The sequence below is a fragment of the uncultured Winogradskyella sp. genome (genome assembly GCF_947495255.1).
Taxonomy (GTDB): domain Bacteria; phylum Bacteroidota; class Bacteroidia; order Flavobacteriales; family Flavobacteriaceae; genus Winogradskyella.
This window is the reverse complement of sequence record NZ_CANLYI010000004.1, coordinates 302895-320517: the sequence shown is the minus strand read 5'-3', so window position 1 is coordinate 320517 and position 17623 is coordinate 302895. Positions and strand designations below refer to the sequence as shown.

The window sequence follows — 17623 nt, the reverse complement described above, 5'->3', positions numbered from 1 at the left end:
TTCTTGTGATGTTTAATTTTTAAATAGCATCAGTCTTATCAAAAGACACCCAATTTTGAATCGTTAACATTATTCGGTCTAATAAGAATCCTATAACTCCAATAACAAACATGGCAACGATTATTTTTGCGTTAGAGTCATTTGCGCCATTCTGAAACTCTTCCCAAACAAATAAACCTAAACCAGGACTTTGCGCCAATAATTCAATTGCAATTAGTACCATCCAGGCTACAGATAGGGTAATTTTTAAACCCGTAAATATTAATGGTAAAGATGATGGTAAAACCACTTTAAATATTTTCTGAAAAGGTCCTAATTTTAATACTTTAGCAACATTGATGTAATCTTTATCTACAGAAGAAACTCCCATTGCGGTATTAACTAATGTTGCCCACATTGAACACAAACCAACACTTATAAACGAAATAGTAAATGAACTATCTTCATTTGAGCCTATCAATAATGTTTTTACAATCATAAACACTAACAAGTACCAAACAACTGGAGACACAGGTTTAAAAATTTGAATAAACCAGTTGAATGAACTTTTTAATGTTGGGCTTAGCCCAATAAATATTCCCAATGGAACGGCTATTAATAATGCCAATAAGAATCCTGCAAAAACAGTTTTTAAACTTCTAAATATTTGGTCCACAAAAGATGGTCTTCCAGTATAAGTAATTGCATCTAAACCCTCAGCAACACGTTTTTCGTTTAAAGCTGCCGTTTTATCTTTAAAAGCAGCTTTATCCGCAGCAATAATGTTATGATCTCTTAATAAAGATTTATAGGAATCCCACACTTGGGCTGGTGAAGGCAATGTGTTTGGCTTACAACTTACATCACCAGATGCAATACATACCTTCATGGCGTCAGCAGCTTCTTGCCCTTGGTCATTAAGCGCTTTTTCAATTTTAAAATCTGCTTCTTTATTGTAGAGTGCTTTTGCTCCCATATGCCACAAGCCAATAAATAAAAGAATTGAAGCAAGAGGTACAATTGTTTTACGTAAGAAATTTTTAAAATCTTCCTTTTCTAATTTCCCAGTAAACAAGTCCTTTATTGTACTGAAAATACCTAATCCCATAAATTTAGTGACTCTACCTAATGTTATACTTTGCTTCATAACTTTTTATTTTGTCGATTTACAATTTATTGCTCAACATTATCTTTGTTTCCAATTTTGAAACTATTGATATAAGAAATAGGATCCTTAGCATCGTAAGTTGTACCATCTATAAAATCCGATGTCGCTGGCTTATAACCATCTGTTTCTGGAACATCCGTTGCAGGAATATTACCTTCTTCAACTAAAAGTGTTGCAGCTTTTTTCCAAATGTCTGGTCTATAAATATTTTTAATTGTTTTAGCATACCAATCTGCAGATTTTGCTTCAGGAATTTGTCCCCATCTTCTCATTTGTGTTAAAAACCAAATACCATCTGAATAAAATGGATAAGTCGCATTGTACTTATAGAATACATTAAAGTCTGGCATTTCTCTTTTATCTCCTTTTTCAAACTCAAAAGTACCTGTCATTGAATTTGCTAAGACAGCTTCGTCAGCTCCTACGTATTGAGACATTGACAAAATCTTTACCGCTTCTGCTCTGTTACTTGGCTCATCTAACCATTTACCAGCTCTTATTAATGCCTTAGTTACTGCGATTGCTGTATTTGGATTTTCTTCAACAAACTTCTCTGTCATAACAAATACTTTTTCTGGGTTATTTTTCCATATATCATAATTTGTTACAACCGGAACACCAATACCTTTAAAAACCGCTTGTTGATTCCAAGGCTCACCTACACAATATCCAAAAATAGTTCCTGCCTCTAATGTTGCTGGCATTTGTGGTGGAGGCGTTACAGATAATAAAACTTCTGCATCAATTTGCCCTTGTACGTTATCCGCAGTATACATTCCTGGATGAATACCAGCAGCCGCTAACCAATATCTAATTTCATAATTGTGTGTCGAAACAGGAAACACCATTCCCATTTTAAATGCTTTTCCATCTGTCTTATATTGATTAATAACTGGCTTTAAAGCTTCTGCTTTTATAGGATGAATTGGTTTTCCATCAGCATCTTTTGGTACATTTGGCTTCATTTTTGACCAAACATCATTTGAAACCGTAATTCCATTTCCGTTTAAATCCATAGAAAACGCAGTTACTAATTTGGCTTGACGACCAAAACCGGCTCCAGCTGCAATTGGCTGACCAGCTAACATGTGCGAACCATCTAATTGCCCATCAATTACACGATCTAATACATTTTTCCAGTTAGATTGCGCTTCGACTGAAACAAATAATCCTTCATCTTCAAAAAATCCTTTCTCCTTAGCAATTGCTAAAGGCGCCATATCTGTAAGTTTTATAAATCCAAAAGTTAATTGTGGTTTCTCAATTTCTAAACTTTTTGTTTTTGAAACCTCTACAATCTCCTTTTCTGCAGTTTTCTTTTTCTCGTCTTCACCACATGCAAATAATAAAATTGCAAGTGATAAAATAAACGTAGATTTTGATAATAATGTTTTCATCTCTATTTGATTTTATAGTTAGCTAAGTATTAATACTTATTTAAGACAAATATAGAAGCGCAATTTTAGATAAGACTTGATTTATAAATGGTTAAAACAAGTTTTTAGATTTGAATAAACTTGTGCTTTTAAATAATAAAACATGACAAAAAGCAAACAAAAAACACAATACTCTTATAACGAGCTAATTAACTATGTCAAACAAAAATACTTAGACAAATTTCTTCGCCTAAGTATTTAATTACTAGTCTATTTATTATTAATTTAACTATCTAAAAAATAGTTATGTTCAGAGATTTCTTTACTCAATAACTCAACATTTACAATACCAATTCTTTTCCCCATTGTAAAGATCAATTCTTCTTTTTTTAAGACCGAAATAACCCTTGTAACTTGCTCATTAGTTGTACCAGCAAAACCTGCAATTTCTTTTCTGCTAAGTTTTATGTCTAGTAAACCTCTGTGGTTACAACCAAATTTCCTGTTAATATACAAGAGGGCATCAATTACTTTCTCCCTTACAGACATTTGCGCGATGGCCTTTACCTTAGATTCTGTTTTATTTAATTCATAAGCATAAAACAACATGAGATCATATGTCAATTCTGGTATAACTTTAAGCATTCTTTTTAAGGTGTCATCTGTAAAATTACACAAAACACTATCCTCTAATGCAACAGCACTTACGGAATATTTTTCACGAATACCAAAGCCTCTATGTCCAATTATTTCACCATCATTTACAAAACGCAAAATTTGCTCTTTTCCATAAATACCCGTTTTCAAAACTTTAGCTTTACCTTTATTAACAAAAAACAATCCATTGGTTGGCGCGCCTTCCATAACAAATTGCTGTCCGTTTTTGCATGTGATTGTACTTCTATCTTCCATAAATTCTTGAATTGAATCTAGAGCGATATTCTTTTTTATCAAACAATTTTGATTAACACAAGATTTGCAATTTATATTTGGTACAGCCATATTTTTAGATCATCTAATTTGAAACCTGTAACCCGCTTACATCTTTAACTACCTTATTTTCTGCGTCCAACGAAAATTTAATAGTAAGTGCTAAAATTGAAGTGCAAATAATAGCAATACCTATAATTAAAAACCCACTAGAAACAGCTGCGGATGATGCTGAAGCCTGAGCTGCATTTATAACCTCCTGAGATTCTCCAGTATTTATTAATATTGCTGTTTTTTCAGCAATTGCGGATTTAGATTTTAATAACATGGCAGCCAAAAATGCACCAACATTACCACCTGCACCCACAATACCAGAAATTGAACCAATTGCTTTTTTATTTATAAAAGGAACTACAGAAAATGTTGCGCCCTCAGCCATTTGAACACTTAAACTAAATGCTATTAAAAACACAATAGCTAATGGTAAATAGGTAATACTAGAAAACGCACAAAGTACAATACCCTCCACAGCAAGAATCAACACTAAAAATAATACTCTACCTCGTAAACCTTTTAACCTACCAAATTTATCACCCAAAGCACCACCTAATGTACGTGCAAAAATATTCATTAAAGCAAAGGACAATACTATATTACCAGCCATAGAACGCGATAGCTGAAATGTATTTTGAAGATAATCATCCATAGTTCCATAAACAGTAAGTTCAATACCAAAACACGCTGCATATACAAGAAAGAGAATCCAAACCCTATAATCTTTTAACACCTCCTTAAAACCAACTTGGTCTTTTTTTGCTTTTGGCATATCTCCATTAGCCTTAAGCTCCCTAAAGTTACCTTTCGGTGTATCGGTTGTGAAGAAATAATATATAATTCCCATTGCAAAACAGATAACACCAGCAATAATCATAGAATACCTCCATGCATTGGCTTCATTAGCAATACCAAAACTAACTACAGCAGCCGCAATTATCGGCATCCCTAATCTATTCGCTCCACCTCCCAAATTTCCCCAACCTGCAGACGTTGCATTTGCTGTCCCAACAATACTTGAAGCAAACATTAATGTCGTATGCACTTGAGTAATAACAAATGAAGCGCCTATAAACCCAATAAACAATCTACAGATAAGAAATTGAATTGGTGTTTGCACAAAACCAATTAAAATAACTGGTAAAGATCCCAACATTAATAACCAGGTATAACACAATCGTGGTCCATATTTATCACACAACTTACCTATGAGTAGTCTTGCAAACACAGTTCCTGAAACTGCCAAAATAATTGAATTCCATTTTTGATCAGGAGTTAAGCCCAAGTCCCTAACCACATCTGGCATGAACGGAACAATACCAAACCACGCAAAAAAGCATAAGAAAAATGCTATAGAAGTAATCCAGAATGTTCTAACAGAAACATTATTAAATTTTAATAATGAAAGCTTTGTAGCTTTTTGATCTTTATAATCTGTCATAAGTTCTTCATATATAAAGCCAAAACTACACAACTAAGTATTTATACGCAATATTATATTACAAAAACTACGTATTATAAGCACTTATTACGTATTTATCAAAAAAAACCTAAAGAAATTACAATAACACAAATACTAAGTTGAATTTTTAAAAATATCGTTTGTTCTACAAATTAAAATACAAAAAATTCAATAAAGACTGAAACTAGCCTTTGTAAATTAACCAAAGTAAATACATAGATTTTTGAATTTTATATTGGTTTTTTGATCATTTTTATTATTTAAACACACTAATATTCTATTATTCGCAAAAATAAGTACTAAACAATCAGATACCTAACACTAAGTATACATAATTACGTATTTATACTTAATTTTGAATTCAATATTTAAATTCAAATTTTATGAAAACCATAGTTGTTATAGGAAATGGAATGGTTGGCTTCAAGTTTTGCGAAAAATTTGTTACCAAAGAAAACCTTGGTAATTATAAAGTTATTGTTTTTGGTGAAGAACCAAGGCCAGCTTATGACCGCGTACATTTAAGCGAGTTTTTTGAAAATCAAAATGCAAAAGCTCTAGAATTAGCACCACAATCATGGTATGAAGAAAACGGAATTGAACTCATAACAGACACAAGAATTACTGATATTCACAGAGACAAAAAGACAATAACTAGCGTCAACGAAAAACAATACACTTACGACTACTTAGTACTAGCGACTGGGTCTTCTGCTTTTGTTCCTCCTATAAAAGGTGTAGAAAAAAAAGGTGTCTTTGTTTACAGGACAATAGAAGATTTAGAGGACATGCTTAGCTACGCAGCTAAACTAAAAGTGAAAAACCCAAATGCTAAGGCAGCAGTTCTTGGTGGTGGATTATTAGGACTAGAAGCCGGTAAAGCTGCAATGGATATGGGCTTAGAACCACATATTGTAGAGTTTGCGCCTAAGTTAATGCCAAGACAACTAGATTCTAGAAGTAGCCAAGTATTACAATTAAAATTAGAATCCATAGGTTTAAATATTCATTTAAGCAAAGCCACAAATCAAATCTTAGGAGATGATGGTTACATTACAGGCATGGAGTTTGGAGAAGACGACGTGTTAGATGTTGAAATGCTTATAATTTCCGCAGGTATTCGCCCTAGAGATGAGCTTGGAAAGACATGCAACTTAGAGATGGGTGTAAGAGGAGGCATCGTAGTTAACAATAAAATGCAAACTTCAGACCCAGATATATATGCCATTGGCGAAGTTGCACTATATAATCAAATGATTTACGGTTTAGTTGCACCAGGCTATGATATGGCAGATGTAGCAGCTAATCAAATTTTAGGTCAAACCGAAACATTAATGCCAGACGAAATAGATATGTCTACCAAATTAAAACTTATTGGTGTAGATGTCGCTAGTTTTGGTGAGCCTTTTATGCCAGCATCAAAAGGACATTCTATTATTTTTGAAAACAAAACACAACATTTATACAAAAGAATCAACGTTAGCCTTGACGGAAAATCTCTACTAGGAGGCATTTTAGTTGGTGATGCAGCAGATTACAACATGCTGCATCAAATTTATTTAAACGGAATGTCAATTCCAGAGGATCCTGCACAATTAATACTTCCTGCGAGTGAAGGTGGTACCACTTTTGGTGATGTCACAGATTTACCAGACGAAGCACAGATTTGCTCTTGCGAAAGCGTTACTAAAGGACAGATATGTAATGTTATCGAAAATGGAGAAGCCACAGATGTAACAGGTGTAGTGAGTTACACAAAAGCAGGCACTGGCTGTGGAGGCTGTAAACCTATGGTAACAGACCTAACAAATGCAACCTTAAAAGCATTAGGTATTGAAGTTAAAGAAGGTGTTTGCGAGCACTTTGACTTAAGCAGACAAGATCTTTATAAAATTATTCAAGTAAAAGGGTATACCACTTTTAACGAAGTTCTAGATAATCATGGCACTGGTGGTCACGGTTGCGAATTATGCAAACCTTTAGTTGCCTCCTTAATGGCAAGTATAAACGCAGATACAGCAAACAAAGAATATGCAATTCAAGATTCTAACGATAGATTCTTAGCAAACATTCAACGAAACGGTACATATTCTGTTGTTCCACGTGTACCAGGCGGAGAAATCACACCAGATAAACTAATTGCACTTGGGCAAATAGCTAAAAAATACGATTTATACACTAAAGTTACAGGAGGTGTTCGTATCGATTTATTTGGAGCAACTCTAAATCAATTGCCTTTAATTTGGAAAGAATTAATTTCTCATGGTTTTGAAAGCGGACATGCGTATGGGAAATCATTACGTACAGTAAAAACCTGTGTAGGGTCTACTTGGTGTCGTTACGGAATGGACGAAAGTGTAAGTTTTGGTATTGAACTAGAAAATAGATATAGAGGCATTCGCGCGCCACACAAAATTAAAGGCGGTGTATCTGGCTGTATTCGTGAATGTGCAGAGGCTCGTGGAAAAGATTTTGGTTTAATTGCTGTTGAAGGTGGCTGGAATCTTTACCTTGGAGGAAATGGTGGAGCGACTCCACGCCATGCAGAGTTATTTGCAGAACAAATTGATAACGAAACAGTAATTAAATATATAGACAGATATTTAATGTTCTATATGCGTACAGCAAAACCTTTACAGCGTACTGCTGCTTGGCAAGATCGTTTAGAAGGAGGAATAGAATATTTAAAAGAAGTTATTATTGAAGATAAATTAGGTATTGCGGCCGATTTAGATGAAGAAATGCAATCTTTAGTTAATAAGTTTGAATGTGAATGGACGCAAGCCGTTAATGACCCAGAAATGATGAAGCGTTTTAATCACTTTGTAAATAGCGAAGATGAAGATGACAATTTAGTTTTTGTTCCTTTAAGAGAACAAAAAATGCCAGAACCTTGGAAATAACAAAACAGCTTAAAATTTAATATAAAATGGAAGAAATTCTAAAAAAATATAAAACCACAAAATTAGAAGGTGTAAACGTTTGGTTTAAAGCAGCACCAGTAGACGCTTTTCCCAAAGACGGTGGGGCTTGCGTAAAATATAAAGATTTACAAATTGCTGTTTTTAATTTTGAGAGGCTCAACACATGGTATGCAAGTCAAAATTTATCTCCCGAAAAACAAGAAATGGTTCTTAGCAGAGGGATGATTGGTGACCATAACGGAATACCTATGGTTGCTTGCCCTCTTCATAAGAAAACATTTTCTCTAGAAACAGGCGAAAACCTCAACGGAGATTTAGAACCAATAGCCATTTACCCAGTGAAAATTGAAAATAACATTGTGTATATTGGTTTTTCTGAATAGATTTAGAAATTACAATAAAACCTTTTGACGTGAGTACTAAATTTAAAAAAGCAATAGCCTTTATAGATCAAAAAAATTCTGAAGACCCAAACACAGTAATATTTGAAGATACAGAATTCCCAAAAGAATTATTATATTCCCAACGGATGACAACAAAACTTCTAGACATAGAAGCTAATGCTTCTGAAGAACTTCAAATTGCAGTAAGAGCACAACATATTTGCAGATGGTCCATAAAACGCAAGTCCTATTCAATGGACAAAATAGGTTATTTTCAATGGAGAAATGATCTAAAAAAAATGCACTCAGAACTTACTAGTGAAATTCTAAACAAAGTTGGTTATTCAGATGAATTTATTAATCGTACTTCATTTTTAATAAATAAAAAGCTAATTAAAAAAGATACTGAAACCCAAACCTTAGAAGACGTTGCATGTTTAGTTTTTCTTCAATATTACTTAGAAGATTTTATAGCAAAACATACTGATGAAAAAATAATTGATATTCTTCAAAAAACTTGGGGCAAAATGTCCACTAAAGGTCAAGAATTAGCACTAAAAACGAATTTATCCTCTAATAGTCTTAACTTATTAACAAAGGCACTAGAGTAAAACGAAGAACAATGGCAACTAATGTTAGCTCATTAGATAATAGAACTTTTAATAAACTTAGACGTTTATATATAATAGCACTTAGCGCTATTGCATTATCTGTATTTATCAGTCAAATCTTTGTGCGAAATTATTTAGATGACCAACAAAGTGACTCTACCGTAATTAATGTAGCAGGAAGACAACGAATGCTAAGCCAAAGAATTACAAAAGAAGTTTTACTAATATCAACAGAAAATAATATTCGGAGTAAAATTGCTTTAAAAAACAAATTAATTCAAACACTAAATTTATGGGAAACCTCTCATAACGGACTACAAAAAGGTAACGACAGCATTAATTTACCCGGAGAAAATAGTGAGGCAATTTTATTAATGTATAAATCTATTAATCCTTATCATCAAAACATACTTCAGGCAACTAAATCGATAATAAAAACCGTAGAAACCAACCCCAAAGCTATTGGATTTCCCTTAACCAAAAACATCGATTTAATTAAAAAAAATGAAGGTCCATTTCTTAAGTTAATGGATAAAATAGTAAATCAATATAACACAGAAGCAAACGCAAAAGTTGACCGTTTACGTAACCTAGAATTGATTTTAGTAATTATAACTTTAACCATATTATTAGGGGAATTTATATTTATCTTTTGGCCATCAGCAAAATTTGTAAAAGCAACTATAAAACGACTATTAAAATCAGAAACCCAAGCTTTAAAAATAGCGAGAGATGCAGATATTCTTAGAGAAAAAAACGAAAACTCAGTAAAGGAGTTACGTAAATTAAATGAAGTGATGGATCGCACACTTTTATTTGCAAGAGTAGATGCTAATGGTTCAATAATTCATATTGGTGATAAATTCTCTAGATTATTTAAAGTATCTCATTTTACTAAAGGACTAAAATTATCCGAAACTATTACAATAGATAAAAGCGAGCAAAAAGCTATAGACAACCTACTTACTCATAACAGTAAAATAGGTTGGCAAGGCGAAGTAAAAGGCACCAAGAAAAACAAGGAAAGTGTTTGGCTAGAGATGTACATTATTCCATTTTATAGTGTTAATGAAAAATCTGAATTTATAATTATCTCCTCAGATATTACAACAAGAAAAAATGCACAATTAGAAGTTGAAAAATTGACTAATGAGCGCTATGAGGAAAAAATGAATCAACAGAAAATAATCGCTAGTAAGATTATTGAAAACCAGGAAAAAGAACAAAATAGAATTGCAAAAGACATACACGATGGTATTGGCCAGATGCTTACAGGATTAAAATTTAATTTAGAAAGTATTAATCCTAAAGATGTAAACAAAACAACCGTAAAAGTAGAATACTTAAAGGAGCTCGCTTCAAATATAATTCAAGGAGTAAGAACCGCTACTTTTAATTTAGCACCACCAGAATTAGGTGATTATGGCATAATCCCAGCACTTACAAAACTCACACAAGAGCTTAATAAATTTACAAATAAAAAGATAGAGTTCTACAATAAGACCGACTTTGACCAAAGACTAGATTCTTTAGTAGAAATCAATATTTACAGAATAACCCAAGAAGCCATTAATAACGCCATTAAGTACGCAGAATCTAGTCATATTGTAGTCACATTATCACATAGTGCAACGATACTTAGTATTATCATTGACGATAATGGGATTGGATTTAATACTAACAATACCAAAAATTCCTCAAAAGAATCTGGAGGTATGGGAATGATGTTTATGAAAGAGCGTATTTCTTATATAAATGGGAGATTCTTTGTAGCCTCTTCTCCTGAAAATGGCACAAGAATTACACTTAATATACCTCTCACTTAATTAGGTATAATTACTTAAAAAATATTATTTTTGACTTCAAATTAATACGTATTTATGAATACCTTAAATATAATTCTTGTTGACGACCATGTTCTTGTGAGAGATGGTATAAAAGCACTTTTAGAAGAGGCACAAGGCCTAACTGTTATTGACGAAGCATCAAACGGAATAGAAGCTTTAACTGTTTTAAAAAAACAGCAACCCAATATATTAATTGTTGATATTAGAATGCCTCAAATGAACGGCATTGAGCTTGTAAAAGAAGTTAAAAAAAAATACCCAGAAATTAAAACCCTAATGCTTTCAATGCACGACTCTGAGGAATATGTTTTAAGTGCAATTGAAGCTGGTGCAGATGGCTATCTTTTAAAAGGAGCAAGTAAAGAAGAATTTCTAAAAGCTTTAAACACTATAGCAACAGGAGGTAAATATTTTTCGGGTGATATTTCTGCCATAATAATAAACAACTTAACAAATAAGAAATCTACCACTGAAAGCCCTAAAAAACAATTAGATGAAAATCCTTTTCAACTAACAAAAAGAGAGAAGCAAATTTTAAGATTAGTTTTAAAGGGAAATAGCAATAAAGACATTGCCGCAGAACTCGAAGTTAGCAAGCGCACCGCAGAAGTTCATCGTTTTAATTTAATGAAAAAACTTAAGGTAAAAAACTTAATAGAACTCTCTAACAAAGCAGCTGAATTCAATTTCAAATAAACCAACTAGATTCAATTAATAAAATAATAGACTCTTTATTACACAATAACCAAAATAACAAACTTACGTTGCTATATTAACAAAACCTTAAAAAAACACCTAGTATTTAACACAAAAACTACGTACTAATACTTATTTTTATAAACATTAAACTCTATTAAGACTACCAAAATTGGCTATCAAATCTTAATTGAATTTACAAATAATTAAATTAAGTCTTGTGCATCAAAATCAAATAAAAACAACCTGTTCATATTGTGGTGTAGGTTGTGGAATCATCGTTAAGAAAGATTTAAACAACAACATAACTGTTGAAGGTGATAAAGAACATCCTGTAAACAAAGGTATGCTTTGCTCTAAAGGTATGAATCTTCATTATGTAGCAAAAGACACTTCAGACAGACTTTTATACCCACAAATGAGTTGGAGTCGCTCACATCCTCACGAACGCGTTTCTTGGGATACTGCTCTAGATCGTGCGGCTGGAGTTTTTAAATCTATTATTAATAAATACGGACCAGACAGCGTTGGTTTTTATGTTTCTGGACAATGCCTTACCGAAGAATATTACATAGCCAATAAGCTTACAAAAGGGTTTTTAGGTACTAACAATATTGACACCAACTCTAGGTTATGCATGAGCTCAGCAGTTGTTGGGTATAAAAAAGCATTTGGTGAAGACTCTGTACCAATTTCTTATGAAGATATTGAATTAGCGGATTGCTTTTTTATTACAGGAGCAAACCCAGCTTACTGTCATCCTATTCTTTTTAGAAGATTAGAAATGCACAAGGAAAAAAATCCTGATGTTAAAGTCATAGTTGTAGACCCAAGAAAAACGGACACTGCTAACTTTGCAGATTTGCATCTTCAGATTATTCCAGGAACTGATATTGTACTTAATAATGCCATCGGAAGACGTTTAATTGACAGGAAGAAGATAGACAAAAACTTCATTAAGAATCATACCGAAGATTTTGAAAAATACAAAAAACACGTACAAGCAACTTCACTTAAGGAATCTGCAGAAATCTGCGGAATAACGGTAGAGGAAATAAAAAAAGCAGCATCAATGATTGGCAATGCTACTGGTTTTATAAGCATGTGGACCATGGGACTTAACCAAAGCGCTATTGGTACCTATAAAAATTTCTCATTAATAAATTTATCACTAATTACTGGCCAAATAGGAAAACCAGGTTCGGGACCCTTTTCTTTAACCGGTCAGCCAAACGCAATGGGTGGACGAGAAGTTGGAGGCATGGCAAATTTGCTAGCTGTTCATAAAGACCTTTTAAATGAAAAAGATAGAAATGACGTTGCGGATTTTTGGAATGTAGATAAAATATCACCAAAACCTGGACTGACTGCAACAGAAATGTTTGACGCATTAGAAAGCGGTAAAATGAAAGCTATTTGGATTATTTGTACCAATCCAATGGTGAGCATGCCCAATTCTCATCGTATTGAGAAAGCGCTAAAAAATGCAAAGTTTGTCGTTGTTCAAGATATTTCAAAAAATGCAGACACGGTAGACTATGCAGATTTAGTACTTCCTGCAGCAGCATGGCTAGAGAAAGAAGGAACAATGACTAATTCTGAACGACGGATTTCATATTTACCAAAAGCTATTGAAGCACCAGGAGAAGCAAGACCAGACGTAGAAATACTTTGTGATTTTGCAAAAAGAATGGGTTTTAACGGCTTTAATTATAACTCTACGAGCGAAATTTATCAAGAATATTGTGCCATGACTAAAGGTTCAAATATTGATATTTCTCACCTTAATTATTCGAGATTAAAAAATGAAGGCACTTTTCAATGGCCAGTACCTTCAGCGGGACACAGGGGAACACCAAGGCTTTTTGAAGATAAAAAATTCTATACACCATCTCAAAAAGCGATATTCAATATTCCTCCCATTATAAAGAACACATCTGAACATCCTAATTTAGAATTCCCTTTAATACTAACAACAGGTAGAATTAGAGACCAATGGCATACCATGACAAAAACAGGTAAGGTTTCGAGATTAAAAACCCATTACTCTAGTCCTGTTTTAGAAATCAACAATGCAGATGCTTATGTTAATAAAATTAAAGATGGTGATGTTGTTGAAGTAAAGAGTGGAAATGGTATTGTTAGAGTGCGCGCTAAACTGACAAAAAATGTTAGGCTAGGTGTTGTGTTTTTACCTATGCATTGGGGAAAACAATTGCAAAGCGACTTAAACCGAGCAAATAATTTAACCAATACTCTTGTTGACCCAATATCAAAAGAACCCGATTTTAAATACACTCGCGTTTCCGTTTCTAAATACAAAAAAACTGAAGAAAAAATTATAGTAGTTGGTGCTGGCGCTGCTGCTTTTAGGTTTGTACAAAACTATCGTGACCATAATGAAAACGATAAAATAAGTGTTTTTTCTAAAGAAGATAATCCATTTTACAATCGTGTTTTATTGCCTGAATATGTTACTGAGGAATTATCATGGGAACAATTACAAAAAATTAAAGATATTGAGTTAGAAAAGCTCAAAATAGAATTATTCGGTAAGACTTTTATTGTTGAAATTGATAGAAAAAATAAAATCGCTATTGATAATAACGGAGAAGAATACCCTTATGATAAACTTATTCTAGCAACAGGAAGTCGTGCTTTTGTTCCTAATGATGTGCAACTAGAATTACCTGGTAGATTTACACTAAGAAACAAAACAGATGCAGATAGATTTAAATCTTACTTAAGTGCAACTCATCTGCCAGCTCACGAGCAACATGTTACTATTGTTGGCGGTGGATTATTAGGATTAGAACTTGCTGCCGCTTTAAAGCATAAAAATATAAACATCACCATTATTCAAAGAGGATCAAGACTAATGGAAAGACAACTTGATCAACTCTCTAGTAAATTACTTGCTATGCATGTACAAGAACTAGGTATACAAGTTTACTTTTCTAACGAAGTGAGTACTGTTTTTAATGATGAAGATACCGATGAACTTGGTGTGACTTTAAAAAGTGGAAAAGCATTTAAATCTAATGCCATTGTTTACGCTATAGGAACAAGACCAAATATTGAAGTCGCTAAATCTTGCGGAATTGCTTGTGGTCGTGGTATTAAAGTAAATCAGCATTTACAATCCTCAGACCCAAACATTTTTGCAATTGGAGAAATAGCTGAATTTAGAAGTACTTTATTAGGTATAACCTCTGCCGCAGAAGAACAGGCATCGATTTTAGCAAACTTTGTACTTGGTGATATTAGTAGTATTTACAAAGGCTCTGTAGCCATGAATATTTTAAAATTTAGCGACTTAGACTTATGCAGTATTGGTAATATTATTGTACCAGAAAATGATACGGGTTACGAGGAAATCATTTTCACAGACATGAGCAAGCGTTATTATAAAAAATGTATTGTAAAAGATGATTTACTAGTTGGAGCTGTTTTAGTAGGTGACAAAAATGAGTTTGCAGAATTTAAAGGACTTATTGAAAGTAAGGTTGAATTATCAGATAAACGCGATTCTTTACTAAGAGGTGCCTCTAACGACAAACCAGTAATAGGAAAACTTATTTGCTCTTGTAGCCAAGTTGGTGAAGGCAATTTAACAGAAGCCATAACAAACGGTTGCACAAATTTTACGGATTTATGTAAACAAACAGGTGCAGGTTTAGGCTGTGGTAGCTGTAAAACAGAAGTAAGAGAAATTCTTAATACCCAAAAAGAATTAGTATGATTAACAAATTAACGCGATTGATAATAAAAGGTGGTGTTTTATCTCCTGCTGAATTAAAATTAATCTGCCAATCTGCAGAAGATTTGGGTTCAGATATTATTTCATTTGGATCAAGACAAGATATCTTGTTTCCTGATGATTTAAATGATGATGAAACTAATATGATTGAAAGTTTTCAAGTTGTTAATCCTATAAAAAATAACACGGAAAACATAATGTCATCTTATGTCTCTGCAGATATATTTCCAAGTACATCGTGGCTTACAGGAGATAAATATTTATATGTGCTAGAACAATTTAAAGACACTCATAATTTAAAAATTAATATCACTGACCCAAAACAAAGACTAGTACCATTATTTACAGGACACCTAAATTTTATTGCCTCAGAACAAGAAGACTATTGGTATCTTTATATTCGATTACCTTTTTGGGGGAAAATGGAAGTTTATCCAGTTTTAATTTATAGTTGGGATATGGCAAATGTAGCAACTGTTATAGAAAACTTATTAAAAGAAGAACCTGAATCTGTAGAAATGATTTTTGATTTGGTTAATGATGCTATTCAGACCAATAACATAACTATAGACAAACCTTTGCATGTGCCTTTTCATCCATTTCCTTATTATGAAGGCATGAATAGAATTGGTAGCGATAAATATTGGTTAGGTTTATATTGGAGAAATAATAGATATGATTTAGACTTTTTAAAAGCAATGTGCGATTTATGTTCTGATTGTAAAATTGGTAAAATCTCAATCACGCCTTGGAAATCATTTATTGTAAAAGACATTCCTGTTAGCGCTAAACTACATTGGGAAAAATTTCTTGGTAAATATGGAATCAATGTTAGGCACTCTATGCTAGAATTAAATTGGCATTTACCAGTAGCCAATGATGACGCATTAAAGCTTAAAAAGTATTTAGTAGATTATTTTGACACCAATGACATTAGTACTTACGGCTTAACCTTTGGGATAACTGAATATGCAAAAAAAGCCTATTATTTTACTTCTATTGTGATTGAAAAAAACACACCACCAACTGGTCTCAAAGATTTTAAAATACGAGACACGTATAATCTCTTATACGCTAAAAATTTCGACCCAAATACTAGAGATTACATTATACATGTGCAAGAAGTTGACAAAGCTGAATTACCAAGTTTATTGTTAGAATTAAGTAGACTTTATTTTGAACAATTAGGTTCTGAAGCTGACGAACTAGAACCCTTAGAAGTTGCTGAAGAAAAAATTGAAATTGAGGTATATCAATGTAAAGATTGCTTAACGGTTTACAACCTAGAGTATGGTGACATCACTCAAAATATTGAACCAAACACAGCCTTTAAAGATTTAGAAGATACTTATACGTGTTCGCTTTGTGAAGCACCAAAATCTCATTTTGAAAAGAAAATTTTCATTAAGAAACTGAACTAAACTCTTATCCTCCAATAGTAATCATACTTCTATTATTAGAGTGTTGTTTTGGGTCATTTAATTGTTCAAAACTATTCATTCCTCCGCGAACTGGAAGTTTTTTGTAAATAGCTTTTGCTATCAACTCCTCAATAGATTCTTGATTTCTGAATGCGGTTAAAATATCTGTTTCGTTATTGGAAAACAAACAGTTTTTAACCTTCCCGTTTGCGGTTAAACGTATTCTATTACATCCATCACAAAACGGATTACTCACAGAGCTTATAATACCAAATTCACCTCTATGACCCGAAATTTTATAATCTCTAGAGGTAAAGTTTTTTTCGTTTTCTAACTTTATTAATTCATTAGCTCCAAAATAATTAGTTGTTTGTTCTAGGATTTCATTTTGTGTAACCAATTTTGATTTATTCCAATTGTTTCCATCAAATGGCATAAACTCTATAAACCGAATTACTACAGGTAAATCCTTCGTAAGTTTAATAAAATTAACAATTTCATTATCATTAAATCCCTTAATCAGCACAATATTTAGCTTTACCTTAAAACCATTTTCAATTAATAAATGCATATTATTATAGGCTTTATCAAATTGATTTCGCCTTGTGATATGATGAAATTTCTCTTTACTTAATGTATCTAAACTAAGATTAATGTTTTTTAATCCATAGGTTTTAAAATCGTCAATAAATCTATCTACTAGAATTCCGTTAGTAGTAATAGAAAGTGTTGTTTTTAAGGTCTCTAAACGCTTTAAAATTTCTTTAAAATCCTTTCTAACTAATGGTTCGCCTCCTGTTAATCTAATTTTATCGACACCATTTGCAACAAACACTTTTGCAATCTTATAAACCTCATCTGCATTCATTAAATGTTGTCTCGGTGTTAATTGCACACCCTCAGAAGGCATACAATATGTACAACGCAAATTGCATTTTTCGGTTAAAGAAATTCTTAGATAATTGTGTTTTCTACCTAATGTATCTGTTAAAATGTTGTCTTGTTTTTGCAT

General features: G+C 32.7%; 12 protein-coding genes. 7 read left to right on the top strand and 5 right to left on the bottom strand.

Annotation, left to right across the window (positions count from 1 at the left end):
• Window positions 1-19 precede the first annotated feature (19 nt).
• The 4 genes from Q0807_RS08250 to Q0807_RS08235 all read right to left on the bottom strand — a co-directional run bounded on the left by Q0807_RS08250 (window position 20) and on the right by Q0807_RS08235 (window position 4948).
• On the bottom strand, window positions 20-1126 hold the full coding sequence (locus Q0807_RS08250) for an ABC transporter permease (RefSeq protein WP_299108501.1): 1107 nt from the start codon (window positions 1124-1126) through the stop codon (window positions 20-22).
• A gap of 26 nt (window positions 1127-1152) precedes the next feature.
• Window positions 1153-2544: a CmpA/NrtA family ABC transporter substrate-binding protein gene (locus Q0807_RS08245; RefSeq protein WP_299108500.1), complete on the bottom strand. Its 1392-nt coding sequence runs from the start codon at window positions 2542-2544 to the stop codon at window positions 1153-1155.
• Window positions 2545-2808: 264 nt separating this feature from the next.
• Window positions 2809-3477 (bottom strand): Crp/Fnr family transcriptional regulator, encoded by a 669-nt coding sequence (locus tag Q0807_RS08240; protein ID WP_299108499.1) that lies wholly within the window; start codon window positions 3475-3477, stop codon window positions 2809-2811.
• Window positions 3478-3538: 61 nt separating this feature from the next.
• Entirely contained in the window at window positions 3539-4948 is a 1410-nt protein-coding gene (locus tag Q0807_RS08235) for an MFS transporter (protein WP_299108497.1), read from the bottom strand.
• A 404-nt stretch (window positions 4949-5352) separates the two neighbouring features.
• On the opposite strand from Q0807_RS08235, the gene nirB reads away from it, so the two are divergent.
• The 7 genes from nirB (at window position 5353) to Q0807_RS08200 (ending at window position 16611) form a co-directional block, all read left to right on the top strand.
• The gene (nirB, locus tag Q0807_RS08230; protein WP_299108495.1) at window positions 5353-7872 is read left to right on the top strand and encodes a nitrite reductase large subunit NirB; all 2520 of its coding nucleotides are present in this window, start codon (window positions 5353-5355) and stop codon (window positions 7870-7872) included.
• 26 nt (window positions 7873-7898) lie between these two features.
• Complete coding sequence (gene nirD, locus Q0807_RS08225) at window positions 7899-8276, top strand: nitrite reductase small subunit NirD (protein WP_299108492.1); 378 nt, start codon at window positions 7899-7901, stop codon at window positions 8274-8276.
• Between the two features lie 29 nt (window positions 8277-8305).
• Complete coding sequence (locus Q0807_RS08220; RefSeq protein WP_299108490.1) at window positions 8306-8887, top strand: DUF4202 domain-containing protein; 582 nt, start codon at window positions 8306-8308, stop codon at window positions 8885-8887.
• A gap of 11 nt (window positions 8888-8898) precedes the next feature.
• A complete protein-coding gene (locus tag Q0807_RS08215) occupies window positions 8899-10713 on the top strand; it encodes a type IV pili methyl-accepting chemotaxis transducer N-terminal domain-containing protein (RefSeq protein WP_299108488.1) in 1815 nt (604 codons plus the stop codon).
• A gap of 54 nt (window positions 10714-10767) precedes the next feature.
• The gene (locus Q0807_RS08210; protein ID WP_299108486.1) at window positions 10768-11430 is read left to right on the top strand and encodes a response regulator transcription factor; all 663 of its coding nucleotides are present in this window, start codon (window positions 10768-10770) and stop codon (window positions 11428-11430) included.
• Window positions 11431-11650: 220 nt separating this feature from the next.
• A complete protein-coding gene (locus Q0807_RS08205; protein ID WP_299108661.1) occupies window positions 11651-15172 on the top strand; it encodes a nitrate reductase in 3522 nt (1173 codons plus the stop codon).
• Entirely contained in the window at window positions 15169-16611 is a 1443-nt protein-coding gene (locus Q0807_RS08200) for a rubredoxin (protein ID WP_299108484.1), read from the top strand. The genes Q0807_RS08205 and Q0807_RS08200 overlap by 4 nt, the downstream gene beginning before the upstream one ends.
• Before the next feature lie 4 nt (window positions 16612-16615).
• Here Q0807_RS08200 and moaA read toward each other — a convergent pair whose 3' ends face one another.
• On the bottom strand, window positions 16616-17623 hold the full coding sequence (moaA, locus tag Q0807_RS08195) for a GTP 3',8-cyclase MoaA (protein WP_299108482.1): 1008 nt from the start codon (window positions 17621-17623) through the stop codon (window positions 16616-16618).